We start from the raw sequence: 19,219 nt of genomic DNA, 5'->3' as shown, positions 1-19,219 counted from the left end.
CCTCATGCGCCATCCATCCTGCACGACCCGCGGCCTGGTGTTCGGCGGCATGCTGCTGTGGCTGGGCACGCTGCCGGCGATGGCGCAGTCGACCGGCAACGATGGCTGGCTCACCCGGTCCACGCTGACCGGCGACTGGGGCGGCACGCGCAGCAGCCTGCAGGACGATGGCATCACCCTGCGCGCGCACTGGGCCACCGAAAGCGCGGGCAACCTCTCTGGCGGCCACGAGCAGACCGCGCGCTACACCCAGCAACTCGACGCCGGCGCGGATTTCGACCTCGACAAGCTGTGGGGCGTGCCGAACGCGAAGATCCAGTTCACCGTCACCGAACGCGATGGTCGCAGCCTCAGCAACGATGCGATCGGCAACCAGTTCTCGGTGCAGGAGCTGTATGGCGCGGGGCAGAATTTCCGCCTCGCCGAGCTGAACTGGCAGCAGGATTTCCTCGACCACCGCGTCTTCACGGAACTGGGCTGGTCGCCGGTGGGCGACGACTTCGCGCGGCTGCCGGCGTTCTGCAATTTCCAGAACGGCATCATCTGCGGCCACGCCAACGCGATGACCACCAACAGCGGCGCGCACAACTTCCCTACCGCGCAATGGGGCGGCCACGTGAAGTGGCACGCCACGCCAAACTTCTACGTCAGCGTCGGCGCGTATCTCAACAACCCCAACGCCGGCAACAAGGACCAGGGCTTCAACCTCAGCCTCAAGCACCACGGCGTGTTCGTGCCGGTCGAACTGGGCTGGAGCAGCGGTCGCGGCGCCGGCCAGCTGCCCGGCGACCTCAAGCTCGGCGCGTACTACAACACCGCCGGCACGCCGGACGTGTATACCGACGTCAACGGCCAGCCGGCCGGCCTCACCGGCGCCGGCTTCCTGCAGCACAACGGCCGCTCCGGCGGCTACGTGATCGCCGACCGCATGGTCTACCGCGAAGGCCCCAACTCCAGCCGCGGCCTGACCCTCGGCCTGATGGCCGGCGTCGGCGACAAGGCCACCGCCCGCTTCCGCGACTTCTGGGTGATCGGCGGCCACTATCAGGGCACTTTCCCCGGCCGCGACAACGACGTGGTCTCGTTCATGCTCGCCAGCGGCCGTACCAACCCGCGGCTGACCCGCTACCAGCGCGACCGTGACAGCGTGGCGCCCGGCAGCGTCGGCATCCAGACTTATGAAAGCATCGCCGAAATCGACTACGGCGCGAGGATCACCCCCTGGCTGACCCTGCGCCCGAACCTGCAATACGTCTTCCGCCCGGGCGGCACCGGCAACATTCCCGACGCCTTTGTCATCGGTTTGTATACGCAGGTGACGTTCTGAGCCGAAACCTGATGCCCGGCGTCGACTCGGCCAGCATCCGTTACCCGCGAGGCCTCCACTTCATGCGGCAGGTGCTGGTCGCAGCCCCGGGAAAACCGGGCCAGCCAGGACGAACAGCCAGACGACGAGCACGAACGGCAGCGTCAGCGCTGGCATGCCCAGCGGCTCCAGCGCCGCGGAGATGGCGGCAAACACCACCGCCGTGACGATCGTGGCAAGCAGCGTGTAAGCGGCAGAAGCCTTGTCCAGCACAAGGAACACACTGCCCAGGGCGATCGCCGTCAGCACGCTGTTGAAGCCGAACGCACCGGAGCGGATGGCGGGCTCGGCCGCGCCCATGCCCCAGGCCACCAGCAGGCCGATCAGGGAGCCCAGCAACGCGGTGACAAAGGCCCGGCGCGAACTGATCAGCAGGCCGATGGCGAACAGCACGCCGGTGATCACACTGCCCTGAAAGAACACCTGCGCGATGCCGTTGAACAGGCCTTCCAGCACCGTCGAGGTGGTTACGATGCCTTCCACGATGGCCGCCGCCCTAGGCAAGCCCGCGGTGGGCAGCACATGCGTCGAATGCAGCCGGCCAAAGCGGGCGCACGCCAGCAGAAAACAAAGCGCGGTAAAGACAAACGGCGCGGTGAGCACGGGCATCTTCCAGACATCGAACAACCGCAGCATCGCCGCCATCAGCACCGTGGTGCAGGCTGCGGCCAGAATCACATAGGCCCAGGTCAGCGCGTCCGGCTGCAAGAAATAGATGACGGCAATCGCCACGAGAGCGCCGTTGAAACCGAACAAGCCATCCCGCACGAGGGCCGGCTTCGCACCGAGCAGCATGGCCGTGGTCGTACTTGTCATGGTGCCGACCAGCACCGCGCATCCGAACAGCGTCGAGTTCCAGAAGATGCCGAGCAGGAACAGCACCCCCGCGTAGCTGTTGTTCTGCAACATGACCTGGCCGATGCCGCGCATGACGGTGTCGAGCAAACGCAGCAGGTTCTGCACCGGCGCATGGCCATCGAGCACCAGACCTGTTGAAGAGAGCCGCACGGGCATGGATGGAACTCCGCAGGTGGGAACGCATCCTAAAGTAGCAGCCTGCACGGGAAGCACCGCGAAAACTTCCCGGCGAAGCGATGCTGGCTTGCTGTCGAAACGACAACGGGCGCCGAGGCGCCCGTTGCTTTTACCGCATGACCAACCCGCTCAGAGCGAGTAGTACATCTGGAACTCCAGCGGATGCGTGCTGGCGCGGTACTTGGTGACTTCCTTCATCTTCACTTCGATATAGGCGTCGATGAAGTCGTCGGTGAACACGCCGCCGGCCTTGAGGAAGTCGCGGTCCTTGTCCAGCGCTTCCAGCGCGGCGTCGAGGCTGGAGCACACCTGCGGGATGTTCTTCTCCTCTTCCGGCGGCAGGTCGTACAGGTCCTTGTCGGCCGGCGCGCCCGGGTCGATCTTGTTGATGATGCCGTCCAGGCCGGCCATCATCAGCGCGGTGAACACCAGGTAGCCGGAGTTCATCGGGTCGGGGAAGCGCACCTCGATGCGGCGGCCCTTGGGGCTGGCCACGTACGGGATGCGGCAGCTTGCCGAGCGGTTGCGCGCCGAGTAGGCCAGCATCACCGGCGCCTCGAAGCCCGGCACCAGCCGCTTGTAGCTGTTGGTGGTGGAGTTGGCGAACGCGTTGATCGCGCGGGCGTGCTTGAAGATGCCACCGATGTACCACAGCGCGGTCTGGCTCAAGCCACCGTAGAGGTCGCCGGCGAACAGGTTCTCGCCGTTCTTCGACAGCGACTGGTGCACGTGCATGCCCGAGCCGTTGTCGCCGACCAGTGGCTTGGGCATGAAGGTGACGGTCTTGCCGTTCTGGTGTGCCACGTTCTTGATGACGTACTTCATCGTCAGCAGTTCGTCGGCCTTCTTCACCAGCGTGTTGAACCTCACGCCGATCTCGCACTGGCCGGCGTTGGCCACCTCGTGGTGGTGCACCTCGACCTTCTGGCCCAGCGACTCCAGCACCTTGCACATGTCGGCGCGCAGGTCGCCCAGCGAATCGACCGGGCTGACCGGGAAGTAGCCGCCCTTCACGCCCGGGCGGTGGCCGCTGTTGTTGCCGTCGTACTTGTAGCGCGACGACCATGCCGCCTCTTCCGAGCCGATCTCGTAGAACACGCGACCGGGATCGTTCTGCCAGCGTGCCGAGTCGAAGATGAAGAACTCCGGCTCCGGGCCGAAGAACGCGGTGTCGGCGATGCCGGTGGATTTCAGGAACGCCTCGCCGCGCTTGGCGATCGAGCGCGGGTCGCGGCCGTAGGCCTGCATGGTCGACGGCTCCAGCACGTCGCAGTGCAGGATCAGCTGGGTGTGCGAGCTGAACGGGTCGAGGTGGGCGGTATCCGGGTCGGGCAGCAGGATCATGTCCGACTCGTTGATGCCCTTCCAGCCGGTGATCGAGGAGCCATCGAACATCTTGCCGTCCTCGAACGTCGACTCGTCGATCGCGTGGGCCGGGAAGGTGACGTGGTGGTGCACGCCGAGCATGTCGGCGAAGCGGAAGTCGACGAACTCGACCTCATGCTCCTGGATCAGGTCGAGCACTTTGTTGGCGGACATGGGGCAACCTCGAAGGTGGATGGTGACTGTTCTTTGGCAAGGTCCATGCCACCGGGCAGAACCCTTGTCTGACAACGGCTTGGCGGATGTCACGGTGACGGCAAGGCAGCTGCAAGCGGCATGATGGTGCAATATGGCTGGCACATTGCACCATCCTGGCTCTGTCATCACACCCGCCGACCGGCGGCCTCACCCATCGTAGGCGCTTTCGCCGTGCGAGGTAATGTCCAGTCCCTCGCGCTCCGCCTCGTACGACACGCGCAGGCCGAACACCGCCTTCACCGCCAGGTAGGCCAGCATCGAAACCACGCCGCTCCAGAAGACGGTGATGCCCACGCCCAGCATCTGCACGCCGAGCTGGTGGAGCACCGAATAGTCCGCCGCGCCGGTGCCGCCCAGCGCCGGCGCGGTGAACACGCCGGTCAGCAGCGCGCCCACGATGCCGCCGACGCCGTGCACGCCGAACACGTCCAGCGCATCGTCCGCGCGCAGCAGCTTCTTCAGCCCGGTGACGCCCCATACGCAGCAGAAACTGGCCACGGCGCCGATCACGATCGCGCCCATCGGCCCCACCGTGCCGCAGGCCGGAGTGATCCCGACCAGGCCGGCCACCGCACCGGAGGCACCGCCCACCATCGACGCGTGGCCGCGCACCACCGCCTCCACCGCCAGCCACGCCAGCACCGCCGCCGCCGCGGCCAGCAAGGTGTTGATGAAGGCCAGCCCCGCGCCCGCATTCGCCTCCAGGTTGGAGCCGGCGTTGAAGCCGAACCAGCCCACCCACAGCAACGCCGCGCCGACCATGGTGAACGTCACGTTGTGCGGCTTCATCGGCTCGCGGCCGAAGCCCAGCCGCGGCCCGACGAACCAGGCGCCGACCAGGCCGGCCACGCCGGCGTTGATGTGCACCACGGTACCGCCGGCGAAATCCAGCGCACCCCGGGCGAACAGGAAACCGTTTGGCCCCGCCCACACCATGTGCGCGATCGGCAGGTAGGCGAAGGTGAACCAGATCGCCACGAACAGCAGCACCGCGCGGAAACGCATACGCTCGGCGAACGCGCCCACGATCAGCGCGCCGGTGATCCCGGCGAAGGTGGCCTGGAACGCCACGAACACGTACTCCGGCAGCGCCACGCCAGCGCTGAAGGTGGCCGCCAGCGTGTCTTTCGTCACGCCGTGCAGGAACAGCTTGTGGAAGTTGCCGATCACCGCGCCGCCGCCGCTGAAGGCGAGGCTGTAGCCGTACGCCACCCACAGCAGCAGCAGCAGCGAGAACACCGTCAGCACCTGCATCAGCACCGACAGCACGTTCTTCGCACGCACCAGGCCGCCGTAGAACAGCGCCAGTCCCGGCACCGTCATCAGCAGCACCAGCAGGGTGGAGGTGAGCATCCACGCCACGTCGCCCTTGTCGACCAGCGGCACGACCGCGGTGGCGTGCAGCATCGGCGCGGCCAGGGCCAGGGCCAGACCCGCACCGATGCCGCGATGGAACCTGAACTCTTTCATGGAAAACCTCGCGTGCTTCGGGTCAGAGGGCATCGGCGTCAAGTTCGCCGGTGCGGATGCGGATCACCTGCTCCACGCCGGTGACGAAGAGCTTGCCGTCGCCAACGTTGCCGGTGCGCGCGGCACGCTGGATTTCCTCCAGCGCCGCGTCGAGCAGCTCGTCGGGCACCACCACCTCGACCTTGAGCTTGGGCAGGAAATCGACCACGTACTCGGCGCCGCGGTACAGCTCGGTGTGGCCCTTCTGGCGGCCGAAGCCGCGCACTTCCGTCACCGTGATGCCCGACACGCCGGCGAGCGCGAGCGCGTCGCGGACCTCGTCGAGCTTGTACGGGCGGATGATGCTGGTGATCATTTTCATGGATGGCTCCCGGTGGAATCTCTTTCAGAACGACCTGGCCACGCTCAGCAGCGCGGTGGCGCGGCCCAGGTAGTGACCGCGCGCATTGGTGTAGATCGACGCGTTCGCGTTGGTGTCGCAGTAACCCAGCGCCACCGACCAGCTGCTGCCGAAGGTCCGGGTCACGCCCAGCTTCCAGTCGCGGTACGAGGCGCCGGGCACGTTCGCCACGTGCTGGTGGCCGACGTGCGCGTTGAGCAGCCAGCCCGGTGCGAATGGCTGGTTCCACGACAGGTCCAGGTAGCCGCTATGCCCACTGCCGGCGTAGCCGAACAGGTCGGTGAAGGCGTACGAGTACTTCAGCGACACGCTTTTCCAGGCCAGCGCGACATAGCCCTCGGTGGTGTCGGGCAAAGTGAAGCGCGCCGGGTAGCTGCCGGGGTACTGGTAGCGGTACACGCCAACGTCATAGCTCCAGCCGCCGCCAAGGCTGCCGCGCCAGCCGCCGTAGAGGTCGAGCTCCACGCTGCTGGAAACCGGCGCCGCGGAGGTCGAGGCATCGGACAGCCAGCTGACATTGCTGCCCCAGCCGCCCACGTACCAGCCGCTGGCATGATCGAATTCGACGCCGGCCTGCACAGCAGGCTGGCGGTTGGTCTGTGAGAGCCCGCGAAAAAGGTAGTCGCTGACCGCGCCGGCGCTGCCGAGCCACTGGCTGGCTGGCACTTCGTCCGCCTGCGCCGGCACCGGGCCGGAGGCGGCGCAGCACAGCACGATGGCCGACGCGGATATCCAATTTCGTTTCATCGTCGGCCACGCCCCTCGGTGATGGCGTTGCGGTGATGGCCGTCCAGACGTCCAGACGTCCATGGGCTACCGCGACATGTCCATGCGACCGCATGGCTCATCACCACCTCAGCAAGCCACGTGCCATGGGCGGAAGCCGTTGCCGTGGCTGCATCGGCGCCGCCGTGACGGACCAGCCGCGTCCCGCGTTAGCACCATCTGCACCCGTCGCGGCGGCCGGTTTGCACTGTTCCGGTGCGCGCGGTGCGGCGGGCCGCCCAGCCCGCGGCCACCCCGCATAAGGGCAAAACCCGTAAGCTATGGCGCTTCATGCCGGCGATCCGTTCGACGGCGCGTTCCCACCCCGCCAACGGACCCGCCCGTGACCGACCTGCTCCACGTCATCCTGCTCGGCATCATCGAAGGCATCACCGAATTTCTGCCGATCTCCTCGACCGGCCACCTGCTGATCGCGGAGAAGTTCGGGCTGGGTGCGCGCTCGGATCTGTTCAACATCGGCATCCAGGCCGGCGCGATCCTGGCGGTCACGCTGATCTACTGGAAGCGCATCTGGCAGCTGCTGACGCAGTGGCGCGACCCGGCCAACCGCGACTACCTGCTGAAGCTGGTCGTGGCCTTCCTGATCACCGCCGTGCTCGGCCTCATCGCGGTGAAGCTGGGCTTCAAGCTGCCCGAGACGGTGACCCCGGTCGCCTGGGCGCTGGTGATCGGCGGCCTGTGGATGATCGCCGCCGAGCGGCTGGCCGCGCGCCAGCCCGAGCGCAGCACGGTGACATGGAAGGTAGCGATCCTGGTCGGCATTGCGCAGATGATCGCCGGCATCTTTCCCGGCACCTCGCGCTCGGCCGCGACGATCTTCGCGGCCATGCTGTTCGGCACCAGCAACCGCGCGGCGGCCACCGAGTTCGCCTTCCTGGTCGGCATTCCCACCATGTACGCAGCCACCGGCTACGAGCTGCTGAAAGTGGTGAAGGACGGCGGTGCCGCGCACGAGGACTGGAGCGCGCTGGTGATCGGCTTCGTGATTTCGGCGATCGTGGCGTTTATCGCGGTGAAGTGGCTGCTCGGCTACATCCGCAGCCACACTTTCACCCCGTTTGCCATCTACCGCATCGCCTTCGGCGTGGCACTGCTGTTGCTGGTGCCGGCCGGCGCTTGAGTCTGCCGCGGCCGGGCGCGCGCGGCCGCGAAGGAAGCTCTACGCCGCTTCGGCCGGCGCCTTCTGGCGCGCCGGCTTCGGCACCATCTTCAGCGCACCGATCGCATCCTGGCCTGGCTGGTTGGTGCGATCGAACAGCTCGCGCACCCATTCGATGAAGGCCTGCACGCGGGCCGACAGGTGCTTCTTCTGCGGATAGACGATCCACACCGGCTTGCCGGTGGAGTGGGTGTCGGTCATCACCCGTTCGAGCATGCCCTTCTCCAGCAGGCACGCCGCCAGCATGCGCGGCACCTGGGTGATGCCCAGGCCCGCCGCCACCGCCTGCAAAACCGATTCGCCGTCGTTGATCAGCATGTGCGCGTCGATGTCCACGCTCATCTGCCCGCCCGGCGTGTCGAACTGCCACTGGCGCGGACGGCCATTCGGGTAGACGTAGTTGATGCAGCGGTGATCCTTGAGGTCCTCGATGCTGCGTGGCGCACCGTACTTGCGCAGGTACTCGGGCGAGGCGCACACCACGTTGCTGAGGTAGCCGATCTTGCGCGCGATCAGGCTGGAATCCTCCAGCTCGCCGACGCGAATCGCGCAGTCCAGGCCCTCGCCGTTGAGATCCGCCGGCGAGTCGCTCATCGACAGCTCCAGCCGGATGTCCGGGTAGCGCTGCTCGAACTCGGTCAGGCGCGGAATCACCGCGGCGCGGCCTACCGACAACGAGATGCCCACGCGCAGCTTGCCGGTCGGCTTGCTGTTGGCGAAGTTCAGCGCCTCGGTCGCCTCGGCCAGGTCGGCGAGGATCTCCTTGCAGCGCGCATGGAACGAGGCGCCGTCGTCGGTCAGGCGCAGCGAGCGGGTGGAACGGAACAGCAGCCGCGCGCCGAGCTGGGCTTCCAGCCGCGAGACGGCGCGGCTGACCCCGGACGGGGTCATGCCCAGCTGGCTGGCGGCGGCGGCGAAACTCTTGGCCTCGACCACGCGGACGAAGGTCGAAATGGCGGAAAAGTCTTCCATGGTTTCAATTCCTCGTCGATTCGTGACTGTGGCGCACGAGTGTAGTGCGCAAGAAACGGATTTTCTATACCGGTAAGTACACCTATTCTCTCGACCCTTCGCCGGGTTTCCCCTCCCCGGCCAACAAGGTGTTGGGAGCGCAAGATGAAAAAACAATGGATGCTGGTCCCCCTGGTCGCGGCCGGAGCCTTCGGCAGCTGGCTGCTGCTGCACGGCAACGACAGCCGTGCGCAAAGCCCCGCCGGCGGGCCGCCGCCGGAAGTGACGGTGGCGCAGGCGTTGACCCGCAAGGTCAGCGACAGCGCCGAGTTCACCGGCCGGCTGGAAGCGGTGAACACGGTGCAGGTGCAGCCGCGCGTCGGCGGCTTCGTGGAGTCGGTGCAGTTCCAGGAAGGCGCGCTGGTGCACAAGGGCGACGTGCTGTTCCAGCTCGACGCCCGCCCGTACCAGGCCGAGGTCGACCGGCTCGGCGCGAACCAGGCGCAGGCCCGCGCCGAGTTGAGCCTGGCCGAGACCAACCAGCGCCGCGCCGGGATGCTGCTGGCCCAGCACGCGATCGCGCAGCAGGAAGCCGACCGCCAGGCCACCACCGCGCAGAGCGCGCGGGCGCAACTGGGCGCCGCCACCGCAGCCTTGGCCGCGGCGCGGCTGAACCTGGACTTCACCCGGGTGCGTTCGCCGATCGACGGCCGCGTCAGCAATGCCCGCGTCACCCCCGGCAACCTGGTCACCAGCAACGACGTGCTGACCAGCGTGGTCTCGGTGAACCCGGTCTATGTCTACTTCGACGTGGACGAACAGACCTGGCTCAAGCTCGACCACCTGCGCGCCAGCGCGAAGCAGGCCGGCCACGACGCGCGGATCGAGGCGGCGATGGGCCTGGCCGACGAATCCGGTTACCCGCATGAGGGCCGCCTCGACTTCGTCGACAACCAGCTGCACACCGGCTCCGGCACGATGCGCCTGCGCGCGGTGTTCAACAACGCCGACGGCCTGTACACGCCCGGCCTGTACGCCCGCGTGCAGCTGCAGAGCGGTCAGGCGAAGTCGCGCGTATTGGTGGACGACCGCGCCATCGGCACCGACCTGGGCAACCAGTTCGTCTACGTGGTCGACAAGGAACACAAGGTGCAATACCGCAAGGTCGACACCGGTGCCCTGTTCCACGGCCTGCGCGTGATCGACAGTGGCGTGCAGCCGAGCGACCTGGTGGTGGTGAACGGCCTGCAGCGCGTGCGGCCCGGCGTCGAGGTGAATCCGCAGAAGGTGGCGATGAGCTATCGGCTTGAGGCGGCCGACAAGGCGCTGGTCGAGCGCGGCGATGTGCCGGCTGCCGACAAGCGCACGGCGCAGGCCAACGCGGCGGCAACCAAGGCTCCGCAGAGTTGAGTAGTGCTCCCTCCCCTGCGGCAGTCCCATGGGGACTGCCGCAGGGGAGGGCTGGGGAGGGGTGAAGCCCTCCAGCGCACCCGCAAAGCACAAGGCAAGAGCGTTACCCCCTCCCCACCTCCCCCTGCGCTGCAGGGAGAGGAGCAAAAGAAAGACCGAAGCCGCGAACCGGCTTCGTCGAGGACTCTTTGCATGAAAAACATCGCCCAATTCTTTGTCGACCGGCCGATCATGGCCGCCGTGCTGTCGCTGCTGTTCGTGATCACCGGTTCCATCGCGGTGTTCAAGCTGCCGATCAGCGAGTATCCCGAAGTGGTGCCGCCCACCGTGGTGGTTCGCGCCGCCTACCCCGGCGCCAACCCCAAGGTGATCGGCGAAACCGTCGCCACGCCGCTGGAGGAACAGATCAACGGCGTCGAGGGCATGCTCTACACCTCCTCGCAGGCGACCAGCGACGGCGCACTCACCCTGACCGTGACGTTCGCGCTGGGCACCGACCTCAACACCGCCCAGGTCGACGTGCAGAACCGTGTGGCGCAGGCGCTGCCGAAACTGCCCGAGGAAGTGCAGCGGCTCGGCGTGACCACGCAGAAGAGCTCGCCCGACCTCACCATGGTCGTGCACCTCACCTCGCCCGATCAGCGCTACGACATGCTGTACCTGTCGAACTACGCGCGGTTGCACGTGAAAGACGTGCTGGGCCGGCTCGACGGCGTCGGCGACGTGCAGATCTTCGGTGCCGGCGAGTACTCGATGCGCGTGTGGCTGGACCCGCAGAAGCTGGCCCAGCGCTCGCTCACCACCGGTGACGTGATCAACGCGATCCGCGAGCAGAACGTGCAGGTCGCCGCCGGTGCGCTGAACGCGCCGCCCGGCCCATCCAATTCCGCGTTCCAGCTCAACATCAACACGCGCGGCCGGCTGGTCAGCGAGGACGACTTCCGCAACATCATCGTGCGCACCGATGCGCGCGGCGGCGTCACTCACCTCAGTGATGTCGCCAAAGTCGATCTCGGCTCGAACAACTACGCGCTGCGCAGCCTGCTCGACAACAAGCCGGCGGTGGCGCTGCCGATCTTCGCGCGGCCCGGCTCCAACGCGATCCAGATCTCCGACGAAGTACGCGCCACCATGACGCAGCTGAAAAAGGAATTCCCGCAAGGGGTCGACTACTCCATCGTGTACGACCCGACCGTGTTCGTGCGCGGCTCGATCGAGGCGGTGGCGCATACGCTGCTGGAGGCGATCCTGCTGGTGGTGCTGGTGGTGATCCTGTTCCTGCAGACCTGGCGCGCCTCGATCATTCCGCTGGTGGCGGTGCCGGTGTCGCTGATCGGCACGTTCGCGATCATGTACCTGGCCGGCTTCTCGCTCAACGCGTTGTCGCTGTTCGGACTGGTGCTGGCGATCGGCATTGTGGTCGATGACGCGATCGTGGTGGTGGAGAACGTCGAGCGGCATATCGAACTCGGGCAGACGCCACGCGAAGCCACTCGGCAAGCCATGCGCGAAGTCACCGGGCCGATCGTGGCGACCGCGCTGGTGCTGTGCGCGGTGTTCATCCCGACCGCCTTCGTCAGCGGCCTTACCGGCCAGTTCTACCGGCAGTTCGCGCTGACCATCGCGATCTCCACGGTGATCTCCGCGTTCAACTCGCTGACCCTGAGCCCGGCACTGGCCGCCGTGCTGCTGAAGGGCCACGACGCGCCGAAGGACCGCCTCACGGTCTGGATCGACCGCGCGTTCGGCTGGCTGTTCCGTCCATTCAACCGCATCTTCCATCGCGGCTCCGAGCGCTACGTCGGCGGCGTCAAGCGCATCGTTGGCAAGGGCAAGCTGGCGCTGGTGGTCTACGCCGGCCTGATCGCGCTGACCTGGTTCGGCTTCTCGCACGTGCCGACCGGTTTCGTGCCGGGGCAGGACAAGCAGTACCTGGTGGCATTCGCCCAGCTGCCCGACGCGGCCTCGCTCGATCGTTCCGAAGACGTGATCCAGCGCATGGGCGCGATCGCACTGAAGCAGCCGGGCGTCGAACACGCGGTGGCCTTCCCCGGCCTGTCGATCAACGGCTTCACCAACTCCACCAACTCCGGCATCGTGTTCGTCACGCTGAAGCCGTTCGAGGAGCGTCGCAGCGCCGATCTTTCCGCCGGTGCGATCGCCGGCGCGCTGAACCAGAAATTCGCCGCGATCCAGGACGCGTACATCGCGGTGTTCCCGCCACCGCCGGTGATGGGGCTGGGCACGATCGGCGGCTTCCGCCTGCAGATCGAGGATCGCAGCGACCGCGGCTTCGACGAGCTGTACCAGCAGACGCATAACCTGATCGCCGCCAGCCGCAAGGACCCGGCACTGGCCGGGCTGTTCTCCAGCTTCCAGGTCAGCGTGCCGCAGGTGGACGCCGACGTGAACCGCGAGAAGGCCAAGGCCGAGGGCGTGAACCTGGGCGACGTGTACCAGACCATGCAGGCCTACATGGGCTCGCTCTACGTCAACGACTTCAACCGCTTCGGCCGCACCTACCAGGTCAATGTTTCGGCCGACCCGGCGTTCCGCCACACGCCGCAGGACATCCTGCAGCTGAAGACGCGCAACGCGCAGGGCCAGATGGTGCCGCTGGGTTCGTTCGTCACCGTGCAGCAGGGCGCCGGCCCGGATCGCGTGCAGCACTACAACGGTTACGCCACCGCCGAGATCAACGGTGGCCCGGCGCCGGGCTTCAGCTCCGGCCAGGCGCAGGCGGCGATGGAGAAGCTGGCGAAGGACAACCTGCCCAACGGCATCAGCTTCGAGTGGACCGAGCTGACCTATCAGCAGATCCTCGCCGGCAACACCGCGATCCTGGTGTTCCCGTTATGCGTGCTGCTGGTGTTCCTGGTGCTGTCGTCGCTGTACGAAAGCTGGTCGCTGCCGCTGGCGGTGATCCTGATCGTGCCGATGGTGCTGCTGTCCGCGATCGCCGGCGTGTGGCTCAGCGGTGGCGACAACAACATCTTCACCCAGATCGGCTTGATCGTGCTGGTGGGACTGGCGTGCAAGAACGCGATCCTGATCGTCGAGTTCGCCCGCGAACGCCAGCATGAAGGCATGAGCCGCCACGAGGCGGTGCTGGAAGCGGCGAAGCTGCGACTGCGCCCGATCCTGATGACCTCGTTCGCCTTCATCATGGGCGTGGTGCCGCTGGTGACCTCGCATGGCGCCGGTGCCGAGATGCGTCACGCGATGGGCGTGGCGGTGTTCGCCGGCATGCTCGGCGTCACCATCTTCGGGCTGATCTACACGCCGCTGTTCTACGTCGTCATTCGCGCCCTGGTCGAGCGCCGCGAGGCGCGTGCGGCCGAACGCGCCGCGGCGCATGCGCTGCCGGCGCTGGAGAACCACTGATGAAAACTTTCATGCGCAATACCGTGCAGAACTCTCCCACTCGTCATTCCTGCGTAGGCAGGAATCGCACTTCCGCGCACTCCGACGAACGAGCAAGTGCGATCCCTGCCTACGCAGGGATGACGACGTGGGTTCGTGGCTCCGTGCTCGTTTTCGTCCTCGCACTGGCGGGCTGCGTCAGCGTCGGCCCGAACTACCGCGCCGCGAAGATCCCCGCGCCGCAACTGCAGGGCCTCGACGCCGCACAGGAAACCAACGCGTCGTTCCAGGCCGCGTGGTGGAAGCAGTTCAACGATCCGGTATTGGATACGCTAATCCAGCGCGCCGCGGCCAACAACCTCGACCTGCGCATCGCGGTGGCGCGATTGCAGGAAGCGCGGGCGCTGCTCGGCGGCGCGAAGTCCGACCAGCTGCCGACCATCGACACCGGCGCGAGCTACACGCGCAGCCGCGGCCAGCAGCCGGGCTTCGGCGAGCAGCGGCGCACCACCACCACCTACCAGGCCGGCTTCGATGCCAGCTGGGAGCTGGACCTGTTCGGCGGCGTGCGCCGTTCGGTGGAAGCGGCCGGCGCCGACCTCGGCGCCAGCGAGGCGGCGCTGCACGACGCGCAAGTCAGCCTGCTGGCCGAGGTCGCACGCAACTATTTCGAACTGCGCGGCAGCCAGCTGCGGCTGGACATCGCCAGACGCGACATCGACAACCAGCGCCAGACCGTGCACCTCACCGAGGTGCGCCAGCAGGTCGGCACCGGCTCGGAGCAGGACGTGGCCAGCGCGAAGGCCCGCCTCAGCGCGGTGCAGGCGCAACTGCCGCTGCTGCAGACGCAGGCCAGCGCCAGCGAATACCGCCTCGCCGTGCTGCTCGGCGCGCGCCCGGGCGAACTGGACATCGACGTGTCGCCGAAGAGCTTCACGCCGATCGCAGCGAGCTTGCCGATCGGTGACGCCGGCGACGTGTTGGCGCGTCGTCCGGACGTGCGCATGGCCGAACGCGAGTACGCGGCCGCCACCGCGCGCATTGGCGTGGCCAAGGCGGATTTCTTCCCGCACCTCACGCTGGGCGGCTTCCTCGGTTTCCTGTCCGGGCGCAGCAACGACTTCGGCAGCCCGTCGACGCGCGCGTGGTCGCTGGCGCCGAGCATCAGCTGGGCCGGCCTCAACGTGCAGCGAGTGCGCGCGAACCTGCACGCCAGCGAGGCACGTGCCGACGCGGCGCAGGCGAATTACCAGCGCAGCGTGCTGGAGGCGATCGAGGACATCGACAACGCGGTCACCGGTTTCAACCAGCAACGCATCCGCGTCGATCACCTGATCGAACAGGCCACGCAGAGCAAGCACGCCGCCGACCTGGCGCGAGTGCGCTACCAGGAAGGCGCCACCGGCTTCCTCGAACTGCTCGACGCCGAGCGCACCCAGCTCGCCGCCGAAGACGACCTGGCGCAGGCCGAGGCGGCGATCAACACCCGCGCCGTCGCCTTGTACAAGTCGCTCGGCGGCGGCTGGCAGGCCTGCGGCGACGAGCGCTGCAGCGCGGTGGCGCAGACCGGCGCCACACCATGAGCCGGTCGGCCCGCCGCGCGCCGGCGAGCACGCCGGTCTACCGCGTGGCGCTGGTCAGCGGCGCCAATCGCGGCCTGGGTTTCGAGGTGGTGCGCCAGCTCAGCGAACACGGCATCACCGTGCTGCTGGGCGCACGCGACCTGGACAAGGGCCTGCATGCAGCACGCCAGCTCGCCGGCGCGCTGGGCGAGGTGATCGCGGTGCAGCTCGACGTCACGCAACAGGACCAGGTCGACACGCTGGCGCGCTGGATCGAGGTGACCTACGGCCGGCTCGACGTGCTGGTCAACAACGCCGGCGGCCACTACGACCACGACGCCCACGCCAGCCACGCCGACCTCGCGCCGGCGCTGGATGCGATGCAGACCCACCTGTTCGGCACCTGGCGGCTGAGCAGCGCGCTGCTGCCGCTGATGCGCCGGCACGGCTACGGCCGCATCGTCAACGTCTCCAGCGGTTGCGGCGCCAGCGGCTCGAACGGCAGCGCCTGCGTGGCCTACCGCACCTCCAAGTCCGCGCTCAACACCTACACCCGCACGCTGGCGGCCGAGCTGGAAGGCAGCGGCATCGCGGTCAACGCCGTGTGCCCGGGCTGGACCGCCACCGATCTCGGCGGCCCCGGCGGCCGCCCGGTGAGCGTCGGCGCCGCCGGCGTGGTGTGGGCCACCAGCCTGCCTACCCCGGCGCCGACCGGGCGCTTCTTCCGCGATGGCGAAGTGATCGCCTGGTGATCCGCGCACCTGCATCGAGGAATGGGCGCCGACTGCGCCGTGCCGCGAGTACAGCGCGTGCCAGCGGCCGACAGACTGAGAGGCGGTGCTTTTCAACCGCGAAGGCGCGGGCCGGGCGCGCGAGCGCCGAGGCATGGCCTCCAGCACTGTTGCACCCGACGCGGTGGTTGCACACTGCGGCATCAGGCATTACCACCCAGCGAGGCTCCACATGACTACCCGGGAAATCGTCGAACTGCAGCGCATCTTCCTGTCGCGACTGGACACCCTCGATCACATCCTCGACGTCGGCGAGAAGCACCTCGGCGATCTCGACGCGGCACTGACCGAGCGCCTGGCGCCGGACATGTTCCCGCTCGGCACCCAGATCGCCTTCGCCTGCAACCAGCCGCGCGGCTTCTCGCAGTGGTGCGCCGGCGAGCCGGTGGAGAACCTGTCGACGGAGGTCGCTTCCGTGGCAGTGGCGCGCGCCCACATCCGGCAGACCCGGGAACTCGTTTCCGGCATCCGCGCCGGCGACCACAAGCTGGATGAGATCAAGCGCATCGGCCTTGGTCCCGGCAAGTACTGCGAACTGCCCGGCCGGCAATACGCAAGCGAATACCTGCTGCCCAATTTGTACTTTCACGTCACCACCGCATACGCCATCCTGCGCAAGATCGGCGTGCCGCTGGGCAAGGCCGACTTCATGCATTTCCTGGCCCCGGGCGTGAAGCTGGAAACGCGTGCCTGAGCGCGCTGACGACGGGGCACGCGCTGGCCTTCGGCTTCTGGACGCTGCTGACGCGCTCCTATTCGCTCGGCGGCGGGCTGTCATCGATCAGCGAAGGCTACCCGCCGAACTGTTTGCGCGCGCTGAGCTGTGGAACCCGGCAGCTTCTGGCTGTGGATGGCACTGGTGCCGCTGGTCGGCTGGCTGCGTGATGCTGGTCGAGCCGTACGGCGTGGTCAACACGGGCGACGCGGGTGGGACCTGCCCCACGCAGGACGACGTGTGGGTGTAGCGCGGCTCCCTAGCGCTGCACGATGTGCGCGAACCACTCCCAGCCGCGTACGCGTTCGCAGATCAACTTGGTGCAGGTCAGCATCGGCACCGCCAACAGCGCGCCGGGAATGCCCCACAGCCAGCCCCACACCAGCAGCCACAGCAGGATCGCGATCGGCGACAAGCGCATGCTGGCGCCCTGGATGAACGGCGTGATCAGGTTGCCTTCCACCGCGGTGATGCCGGCGAAGGTCAGCACCGGCAGGAACACCTGCAGGCTGGCGTCGCTGGCGTAGAGCATGCACACCACCGCCAGCAGCGCGGTGGTGACGATCGCGCCGACGTAGGGAATGAAGTTGGCGAACATCGCCACCGCGCCCCACAGCAGCGGGTCGGGCACCTTGTACAGCCATAGCATGCCGGTGGTGACCGCGCCGAGGCTGGCGTTGATCAGCAGCGCGGTGAGCAGGTAGCGCGACACCTCGGCCTGGATGCCGCGCACGATGGTTACCGCGTGCCGCTTGTAGGCGAAGCTGGGGGTGATCTCCACCAGCCGGCGCAACATCGAGTCACCGTAGATCAGGAAGAAGAACACCAGCAGCAGTACGCCGAGCACCGCCGCCAGCACCTTCGGCGCAGTGGAGACCACGTCCCAGGTGCTGAGCGAGATCGGCGTGGCAGGCGGCGCCGGCGCGCGGGTGGTGCCGCTGACCAGGGTCTGGGTGGCGCGGTTGGCCGCCTCCAGCGGCCGGGTGAAGCTGCGCAGTTTCGGCACGAAGCTCCTGATCGCCGCCGGCGCACCCTGGAACCAGCCGACCGCCGGTTGCGCCAGCAGGCCCGTGCCGCCGCCGATGCCGACCACCAGGCCGAGCATGAGCACGCTGGCGGTGAGCCAGCGCGGCAGGTGCAGGCGCGCGCCGAAGGCGACGATCGGGTTCAGCGCCAGGCCGATGAACGCGGCCAGCACCAGCGGAATCAGCAGCGCCTTGGCCAGCGTGATGGTGTACAGCAACGCCAGCAGCAGCAGCACGTTCAGCACCATGCGCAACGCGCGCAGATGGCGGCGTGCGCCGCGCGCCACACTCAGGCGATGCGTGACCTGCAGGACCGGCTCATCCGGCGTGCCCGGCGTGCCCGGCGTGCCCGGCGCGACCGGTCGCGCCGGCGCGGCTGTGTCGGCGGCATCCGGCGCCGGCGGGAGCGTTCCGGGGTCGCTCACGTGGGTTCGCCGCCATCCGCATCCGCCTCGCCCGCCGTGGCGGGACCCAGCCCCATCGCGCCCAGCTCCGCGAGCAGGCGCGTGCCATGGGCCACCGCCTCGGCCAGCCCGCCGCCAAGCAACGGCGCCAGCCCCGGCACGCGCAGCGGGTGCACGTTGAGGCTGCCCAGCACGAAACCGGCGCCAGCGGCCGCACCCACCGTAAGCAACGGATAGTCGCGACCGCGCGCCAGCAGGGCGGCCGCCGGCGTACTCAGCTCATGCCGCGCCGCGCGCACGCGCAGGCGCGCGGCCTGCACCCTGGCATGCTGCTGCTTCAATACGCTCATTGCCGATCCTCCCCGTCGCCCGGCCCGGCCGCCGCGCCCGCTTCGGCCTTGTGCAGGGTCTCGCGCATCATCGCACTCCACTCACCGCGCGTGGCGGGCAGACTCATCCAGTGCATGCAGCGGCGGAACAGTCCGATCGCGGCGAGCAGGAACAACAGCTGCAGCAACGCCAGCACCAGCAAGGCCCAGATCCACGAACCGAACCACGCCGCCAGCAGCACACCGACCAGGCCAAGCAGGGTCAGGCCGAGCGCGACCCCGGCCACGGTGGCGGCCAGCGCCGCCAGCAACATCCACGAAACCGCGCTGCGCGCCAGCCCCAGTTCCGCCGCCAGCAAATGCCGTTGCGCGCCGAACAGCCGCTTGACCGCGCGGCCGAGCTGGCCGATCTCGGCCAGCAGGCCAGACGATGACGGCGCCGGATCCGGCGCCGTCGCTTCGCGGGATGATGCATCCTCGTCGTGCATGCCCGGTCCCGCGACGCTCAACGTCGCAGGATGCGGCCGAGCAGCCAGCCGGCGCCGAGCGCGATGGCGACCGACTGCACCGGCTTCTCGCGTACGTAGTCGCGCGCCTGTTCCAGCCATGCGTCGGCGCGATCCATCGTCTCGTCGTAGACCTCGCGACTGCGCTCGCTGACCCGCGTGGCCTTGTCGCTGGCCTGGTGGGCGGCGCCGGCCGCCTTGTCGGTGGCGCGGTGCAGGCCTTCCTCGACGTGGTCGGCGACGCGTTCCATTTTTTCCCTGGTGTTGGCTACCGCTTCGGAAGTGGCCTGCTTGATCCGCTCGGCACGCTCGTCGATACGGTCGCCAGTGGCTGGTTCGGGGGACTGGACTTGCTTGTTCATTGCA

Annotated in this window: 17 protein-coding genes; 7 read left to right on the top strand and 10 right to left on the bottom strand. The window is 67.9% G+C overall.

Going from position 1 to position 19,219, the window contains the following annotated elements; all coding sequences use genetic code 11:
* Positions 1-4: 4 nt before the first annotated feature.
* Positions 5-1,327 (top strand): carbohydrate porin, encoded by a 1,323-nt coding sequence (locus tag QQA13_RS00380; protein WP_108472235.1) that lies wholly within the window; start codon positions 5-7, stop codon positions 1,325-1,327.
* Between the two features lie 60 nt (positions 1,328-1,387).
* Here QQA13_RS00380 and QQA13_RS00375 read toward each other — a convergent pair whose 3' ends face one another.
* From QQA13_RS00375 to QQA13_RS00355, 5 genes are all read right to left on the bottom strand, one after another.
* Positions 1,388-2,380, bottom strand: a complete 993-nt coding sequence (locus QQA13_RS00375; RefSeq protein WP_108472236.1) for an urea transporter — start codon at positions 2,378-2,380, stop codon at positions 1,388-1,390.
* A gap of 150 nt (positions 2,381-2,530) precedes the next feature.
* On the bottom strand, positions 2,531-3,940 hold the full coding sequence (gene glnA / locus QQA13_RS00370; protein ID WP_108472237.1) for a type I glutamate--ammonia ligase: 1,410 nt from the start codon (positions 3,938-3,940) through the stop codon (positions 2,531-2,533).
* A 189-nt stretch (positions 3,941-4,129) separates the two neighbouring features.
* A complete protein-coding gene (locus QQA13_RS00365; protein ID WP_108472238.1) occupies positions 4,130-5,452 on the bottom strand; it encodes an ammonium transporter in 1,323 nt (440 codons plus the stop codon).
* Between the two features lie 22 nt (positions 5,453-5,474).
* Entirely contained in the window at positions 5,475-5,813 is a 339-nt protein-coding gene (locus tag QQA13_RS00360; protein ID WP_108472239.1) for a P-II family nitrogen regulator, read from the bottom strand.
* 24 nt (positions 5,814-5,837) lie between these two features.
* A complete protein-coding gene (locus QQA13_RS00355) occupies positions 5,838-6,599 on the bottom strand; it encodes a TorF family putative porin (protein ID WP_108472240.1) in 762 nt (253 codons plus the stop codon).
* Between the two features lie 361 nt (positions 6,600-6,960).
* Here QQA13_RS00355 and QQA13_RS00350 point away from each other — a divergent pair, with 361 nt between their 5' ends.
* Positions 6,961-7,758 carry an undecaprenyl-diphosphate phosphatase gene (locus QQA13_RS00350; RefSeq protein WP_108472241.1) on the top strand — a complete coding sequence of 266 codons (798 nt, stop codon included), beginning with the start codon at positions 6,961-6,963 and terminating at the stop codon, positions 7,756-7,758.
* 39 nt (positions 7,759-7,797) lie between these two features.
* On the opposite strand, the gene QQA13_RS00345 is transcribed toward QQA13_RS00350, so the two are convergent.
* On the bottom strand, positions 7,798-8,769 hold the full coding sequence (locus QQA13_RS00345; RefSeq protein ID WP_108472242.1) for a LysR family transcriptional regulator: 972 nt from the start codon (positions 8,767-8,769) through the stop codon (positions 7,798-7,800).
* A gap of 144 nt (positions 8,770-8,913) precedes the next feature.
* Here QQA13_RS00345 and QQA13_RS00340 point away from each other — a divergent pair, with 144 nt between their 5' ends.
* From QQA13_RS00340 to QQA13_RS00320, 5 genes are all read left to right on the top strand, one after another.
* Positions 8,914-10,158: an efflux RND transporter periplasmic adaptor subunit gene (locus QQA13_RS00340; protein ID WP_159082203.1), complete on the top strand. Its 1,245-nt coding sequence runs from the start codon at positions 8,914-8,916 to the stop codon at positions 10,156-10,158.
* Positions 10,159-10,350: 192 nt separating this feature from the next.
* Positions 10,351-13,542 carry an efflux RND transporter permease subunit gene (locus QQA13_RS00335; RefSeq protein WP_108472244.1) on the top strand — a complete coding sequence of 1,064 codons (3,192 nt, stop codon included), beginning with the start codon at positions 10,351-10,353 and terminating at the stop codon, positions 13,540-13,542.
* 119 nt (positions 13,543-13,661) lie between these two features.
* Positions 13,662-15,104 (top strand): efflux transporter outer membrane subunit, encoded by a 1,443-nt coding sequence (locus tag QQA13_RS00330; protein WP_108472245.1) that lies wholly within the window; start codon positions 13,662-13,664, stop codon positions 15,102-15,104.
* Entirely contained in the window at positions 15,101-15,835 is a 735-nt protein-coding gene (locus QQA13_RS00325; protein WP_108472246.1) for an SDR family NAD(P)-dependent oxidoreductase, read from the top strand. Before QQA13_RS00330 ends, QQA13_RS00325 begins: the two co-directional genes overlap by 4 nt.
* A 211-nt stretch (positions 15,836-16,046) precedes the next feature.
* Positions 16,047-16,568 carry a DUF1993 domain-containing protein gene (locus QQA13_RS00320; RefSeq protein ID WP_108472247.1) on the top strand — a complete coding sequence of 174 codons (522 nt, stop codon included), beginning with the start codon at positions 16,047-16,049 and terminating at the stop codon, positions 16,566-16,568.
* A gap of 280 nt (positions 16,569-16,848) precedes the next feature.
* On the opposite strand, the gene QQA13_RS00315 is transcribed toward QQA13_RS00320, so the two are convergent.
* The 4 genes from QQA13_RS00315 to QQA13_RS00300 are packed head-to-tail and all read right to left on the bottom strand — an operon-like array spanning position 16,849 to position 19,215.
* Positions 16,849-18,039: an AI-2E family transporter gene (locus QQA13_RS00315; protein ID WP_108472248.1), complete on the bottom strand. Its 1,191-nt coding sequence runs from the start codon at positions 18,037-18,039 to the stop codon at positions 16,849-16,851.
* Positions 18,036-18,368 (bottom strand): hypothetical protein, encoded by a 333-nt coding sequence (locus QQA13_RS00310; protein WP_108472249.1) that lies wholly within the window; start codon positions 18,366-18,368, stop codon positions 18,036-18,038. The genes QQA13_RS00315 and QQA13_RS00310 overlap by 4 nt, the downstream gene beginning before the upstream one ends.
* On the bottom strand, positions 18,365-18,835 hold the full coding sequence (locus QQA13_RS00305; RefSeq protein ID WP_108472250.1) for a hypothetical protein: 471 nt from the start codon (positions 18,833-18,835) through the stop codon (positions 18,365-18,367). The genes QQA13_RS00310 and QQA13_RS00305 overlap by 4 nt, the downstream gene beginning before the upstream one ends.
* Before the next feature lie 17 nt (positions 18,836-18,852).
* Complete coding sequence (locus QQA13_RS00300; RefSeq protein WP_108472251.1) at positions 18,853-19,215, bottom strand: DUF883 family protein; 363 nt, start codon at positions 19,213-19,215, stop codon at positions 18,853-18,855.
* Positions 19,216-19,219: the final 4 nt, after the last annotated feature.

This window comes from Rhodanobacter thiooxydans (genome assembly GCF_030291135.1).
In the GTDB taxonomy this organism is placed as follows: Bacteria; Pseudomonadota; Gammaproteobacteria; order Xanthomonadales; family Rhodanobacteraceae; genus Rhodanobacter; species Rhodanobacter thiooxydans_A.
The sequence above is the reverse complement of the archived record's forward strand: the minus strand, read 5'-3'. Positions and strand labels throughout refer to the sequence as shown.